The sequence below is a fragment of the Novipirellula sp. genome, assembly GCF_041583735.1.
In the GTDB taxonomy this organism is placed as follows: domain Bacteria; phylum Planctomycetota; class Planctomycetia; order Pirellulales; family Pirellulaceae; genus Novipirellula.
In genome coordinates this window covers 1-5,522 of sequence record NZ_JBFHFD010000587.1, presented here as the reverse complement: position 1 = coordinate 5,522, position 5,522 = coordinate 1, and the positions used below count along the sequence as shown (strand labels likewise).

Below are 5,522 nucleotides of genomic sequence, written 5' to 3'. Positions count from 1 at the left end.
TTCCGTTACCCACGGCTCACGCCGTGGGCTACAGCATGCCGTCCCTGTCGGGACTTGGTGATGCTGATTGACGCGATTATTGCTGGCTGCGATTGCTAATGCTTGCAGCGATGCTGAAGCGGGTGGAAGAATTGAAAAAGTTAAATTGACAATTGGAAATTTTAAAATGAAAGGGCTTGGATCGGTGGGAAAGGCGTCTCTGAAAACGATTGAACAGGAGAGAAGGGAGGGAACGGAGAAAGCGGTGGCTTGTGACTCTGTTTCCTCTGTTTGCTCCTGTTCAAATAAGTCCGAGCAACCGGCGTTTTTGTTTGGCGACGGAGAGCGGGTTGCTCGGGTGAGATTAGGATTAAGAGTACGATTAAGATTAAGAATTCAGTGCGGTGGGATCTTTGACAAGATCCACTACCGGCAGGGTGGGGCTAGTGGGACCGGACGCGGAATTGATGCGCGGGGCGAGGGAGCCCGAGACAGGCCCTCACCCGGATGAGGCCTAAAGAGGCCCGTCCGACCTCTTCCGTGCTGCGCACAGGGAGAGGTGGCGGATGGTGGCAGTGACCGGTGATGGACGCTGCGTTTCCTGTCGCCCCTTCGGGGCTTTCATCCTTGGTTTGTTCCGTTACCCACGGCTCACGCCGTGGGCTACAGCATGCCGTCCCTGTCGGGACTTGGTGATGCTGGTTGTCGCGATTATTGCTGGCTGCGATTGCTAATCGCTTGCAGCGATGCTGAGGCGGGTGGAAGAATGGAAAAGGGTAAATTGACAATTGGAGATTTTAAAATGGAAGGGCGTGGATCGACGGGAAAGGCGTCTCTGAAAACGATTGAACAGGTGACAAGGGAGGGAACGGTGAAAGCGGTGGCTTGTGACTCTGTTTCCTCTGTTTGCTCCTGTTCAAATTGGTCCGAGCAACCGGCGTTCTTGTTTGGCGACGGAGATTTGGTTGCTCGGGTGAGATTAAGATTAAGAGTAAGAGTAAGATTAAGAATTCAGGGGGGCGGGATCTTTGACAAGATCCACTACGGGAGGGTGGAGCTAGACAGTGCGGACATGGAAATGATGCGCGGTGCGAGTGAGCCCGAGACAGGCCCTCACCCGGACGAGGCCTAAAGGGGCCCGTCCGACCACTCCCGTGCTGCGCACAGGGAGAGGTGGCGGATGGTGGCGGTGACCGGTGACTTGAGGAAGTGCGGTGACACCGGAACTGGCATCCCTACCTATCGCTTCTAAACCTCGTCCCACTTGCTCATCTGGACGTGAATCGTCGGCAGGTAATCATGCTCGGTCTGGCCGCTCGCTTCGTCCCATTGCAGCCACTGCTTTAGCTGTTTCCCTTCGGGCGAGTCGGGCCAGTTCGCGAGGATCTCGATCACATGACGACGCGACTCTTTCAAGTCCGCAAACGAATCCGGAACTCCCCAATCGCCCGCGTAGACGCCCGCCAACATCCAGTGCCCTCGCAACTGCGAGGCGGGTGGCATCGCGGGATCCACCAGCAGCTTGTACTGCGTGATCGCATCCTCGACGTTGCGGTCAACCAACAACGCATAGTCGCCCGCAATTTCCTCGGACAGACTTGTCGCCTCGATCGTCGATCGGTTGCGGTACGCCCGCCGTAACGATGATTTCATCTGAGACATACGGGTCTTTGCTTCATCCAACGCACCTCGCTGATAATCTCGCATCGCTTGATTGAACGCAACGTTCGATAACAACCAATGCCCGAGTGGATTTCGCGGCTCGGCTTCCACCGCCGCACCGGCGGATGCTTCCGCCGTTTTCAATAACTCGATCGACTCGTCACTGTCGCCTGCGAACGCCAACGATTGCTCAAGTGCCTCGAGCGCCGCCAACAACTCGGACGACGTGGCGGCCGTTTCGGCGATCGGAGACTGCAACATCGCTTTGGTCGCACTGCCCATCGCATGGTTCGCCAATCGAGCCAGGATGGGATCACGTGAGGGATCTTTGCTGGCGGCTGTCAGGATCACATTGGCGACTTGTCCGTAGTCGCCATCAAATGCGACTTGGATCACCGCTTCGCCATCACGACGTCGATAGGCCGCCGTTTGAACCTGTTGAGTCTGCGGCGCGACCGATCCCCACACGACGTAGTCCGCGCGTAGCCGTCCCGCAAGTCCACGGATCGCTTGCGTGTGCGTCATCCCCTCAGCACGCAAACGACGCAATTGACGCTGGATATCAATCGTGCTGACCACACGGACTCCGGGCAAGGAGGCAAACCGGTGGCGAATTGCGGTGGCCACTTGAACCGACGATCGATCGGGATCGAAACGAATTCCCTCAAGCGGTTCATGAGGCACCACCGCGATACTGACGTTCGTCGCCGCAGCAGGCGAAGCATCGGTCGCGGCGATCGAGACCTCCTGGCGACGCGCCGCGGCGAGATCAAACGCGTTAATCGGATCTAATTTGGCGTATTGAATCTCAGGCCGCTTGCCCGCTTCGATCAACGCGGTTTGGATCGCCGGGTACGACAAATCCAACATCACGCCACTGGATTGTGACGCAAGTGCACTCATGAATTCACGCGTTTGATCCACCACCTGCTGATAGGGTTGGACGTTGTCGTCGCTGCTGGTGCAAAGAATACAATTGATTTGGATTCCGCGTTTGCGGGCGAGCGAAACCAACAACTCGTTGGTGAAACGGCGATGGGCCCCCGGGTACTTTGCATCGCGGAATGTCACTGAATAAGGAGGCGCATCAGCGAACAACATTACCCATTTGACCACGTCGGGGCTGTCCGACCAAGGCAATTGCGTGATCGCAGTGTGCAGTCCCACGTCGGGGAGCTCATGAAAGAAGGGCTCGCCCGATTCGGGTTGCAGCGACTCGACCGCCTTGTCAATGGCCGCCTTATCCGCTGTGAACGTTGGCAAAACGATACTGACTTCGCCCGATGGAGAACCATAATCACGATAGACGACGATCGAAGCCCGCACTTGGCCTTTGCGAAAACGCCGCAGGTCATCGAGCATGCGGTCGATCGAACCACGCACTCCGGCGAGTTCCGCGGACATCGAATTGGTCCCGTCAATGACCAATGCCACCTCCAGCTCGCCTGCGTCACCACCAGCCATCTCTAAGAAATTTCGTTGCAGCAAGCCCATCGTTTTCCGCTGAGGCACATCGAGCGGCGAAAACATCGTCGAGATCGCCAGCGATGCAGGGGTCGTCGATGCGGGGGTCGTGGAAGTCAGTGGGGCAGGGGAGGGCGGCTGAGCCAACGCCAGGCTTGCAGGATCAATCACCACAAGCGGCATCAGTGCGCAAACGCCAACGAAAAACCAACGAGAGAGTTTCATCAATATCCTTTTCGATTCCAACATGGCTCGTTTTCCCGAGTCGTAGATTTGCTGAGTCGTCGTTTTCAAAACGACTCATTGGGGACGCTGCGTTTTTTCACAGTCAATCCAAGGCAATAAAGTTCGTAACCCGCTATCATGATAGTCCACAGCCATGTTTGGCGGGTCGAAGGGGAAAGTAAAAATATATGACAAGTGTACCGCGTGAAATTTGCATCCGTTGGGGTGCGTTGCTATTGCTAGGGATCGCCAGCGGCGCGAATGCGTCTGCGCAACTGCCCAACGAGCAGACGCTGCCAGGAAAAGGGACTCAGTCGAGCGAATTGCCGACGGAATCCACGCTGCCCGGTGCTTCGCCCAACGGTCCCGCGACGCTCGGCCAACTGCCTGGTGAGAGCGAATTGCCTGGAATCGCGACCGATCCGCAAGACTCGGCCCCTCAAGCAATCGATGGCGGCAATGCACTTCCCGGCGGAATCCAGCCCATTCTGCGACTCGATTACAACGGTCACAGCGGAGGCATTCGAGCGATCGAATTGGCAAATTCCCCGATCGCGGCCAGTGATACCGCAAACAGTGACACCGCAAAGGACAAAGCGGGCAAAACCAACGCGTCAAATGACCAAACACTGCTCACTGCAGGTGAAGACAAAGACTTGCACGTTTGGCGTCGCTCGCCGTTAGGAGATCATCCCTGGAAACATCATCGCACGATTCGGTGGCAGGTTCAACGAGGCCCTCGCGGCCGCATCTACGCCTTGGCCGCCAACGGCAACCAAATTGCGATGGCCGGACACGGTGCGATGGGATCGCTAGGCGAAATTTGGATCGTCGATGCCATCAGCGGAAAATTGGTGCGACCGCTGGTGGATTTCAACGCAGGCCATCGCCAAGTCGTGGCCTCGCTCGCTTGGTCACCGGGCAATGTCGACGCTGACTCAGCCGAAACGAAATCGGCTGTGTTGGCATCGCAAGATGTCGAAGGCCGAGTGATGACATGGCAATCCGATCAGGACACTGGGTTGTGGTCGGGGAAAACGGTGATCCAGCCAGATTCGATTGCCTATGGTGCGGAAATCGCTAGCCAAATCCGTAGCTCACGCGGCTTTGTGCCCGTGACGTTTCGTGGTGACAACGAATTGGTGGTGGCCCACTTCACAGGCCTCACCGAAACCGAAAAAGAAATCGTTGCTCCTACTTGGCAGCTGCAACGTATGGACCTTTTCTCTGGCAAAACAAGTTTGTTGGACCAAACCACGTTCGCCTATCACGTCCGCTGTATTGCCGCTGCACCCGATAGCAGTTTGCTGGTGGCTGCGGGTGCCGATGGTACACTCGCGGTTTGGGATTTCGATGACAAACAAACGGTAACGCGGCATCGTCATATCAAAATTGGCGGTCGACCTCTGTTTGTCGACCTGGACGTTTCCAAACAGCGGTTGTTGGTGGGTACGGAATTGGCCGGAATGCGAAAAGACCAAGCGGTATCGCGACTGCAGCTTTGGGATCTCAGCGGCGACACCCTGATCCTTCGCTCGGAAACCTATCCCCCCACCGCAATCCCCACCGGTCGATTCGACGTTCCGAAAAACCAAGCCATCGTCGCGGTGAACAGCGAAATCCATCTTTACGACATCGACGACGAAGGACGCATTGCTGCGGAGCCTGGCGAAGTGTTGGATTCGCCTGCGATGCCAATTTCGCACGTTGCATTCGCCAAAGAAACATCGCGCTACACGATTGCCTTGACGCGGGGCGACTCGAAAGATTTCACTGATGTGTTTGATTTGTCGGGAATTTCGCTGAAAGGCGACGCGGAGATCAATCCGGACGATTACCTTCCCAACCAACGTCTCCCAAACCGCTGGACCGTTCGCACCGAAGACCAGCAGAACGGAGAGCTTCGTTATCGCCTGTATCGCGATGAGCAACCGTTAGGCATGTTGCCGCTGATACCCGATACCCACGGGGCGTTTTCTGCCATCAGCACGATTGATGCAAAACAGGCGGGCACGGCAGTCGTGGTCGGCACAAAAGGGCGAAACAATTTATACGTTTACGCGTGTGATGAATCGGATCCACCGCGATTGATTCGTCAGTTTCGTGGACACTCCGGCGACGTGCGATGGATCTCCGCTTCGGGTGACACGCGTTTTCTGGCAACCGGCTCGGACGACGCAACGATTGGAATA

2 protein-coding genes are annotated in these 5,522 nt (G+C 56.5%); one reads left to right on the top strand and one right to left on the bottom strand.

Going from position 1 to position 5,522, the window contains the following annotated elements; all coding sequences use genetic code 11:
• Nucleotides 1–1,227: 1,227 nt before the first annotated feature.
• Complete coding sequence (locus ABX962_RS28895) at nt 1,228–3,330, bottom strand: VWA domain-containing protein (RefSeq protein ID WP_372724689.1); 2,103 nt, start codon at nt 3,328–3,330, stop codon at nt 1,228–1,230.
• A 188-nt stretch (nt 3,331–3,518) separates the two neighbouring features.
• On the opposite strand from ABX962_RS28895, the gene ABX962_RS28890 reads away from it, so the two are divergent.
• Nucleotides 3,519–5,522 (top strand): WD40 repeat domain-containing protein (locus ABX962_RS28890; RefSeq protein WP_372724687.1); only part of this gene is annotated, 2,004 nt, incomplete at its 3' end.

Excerpts from the sequence above, each read along its gene's own strand:
- ABX962_RS28895 (WP_372724689.1), bottom strand. The coding sequence starts at position 3,330 with ATGAAACTCTCTCGTTGGTTTTTCGTTGGCGTTTGCGCACTGATGCCG.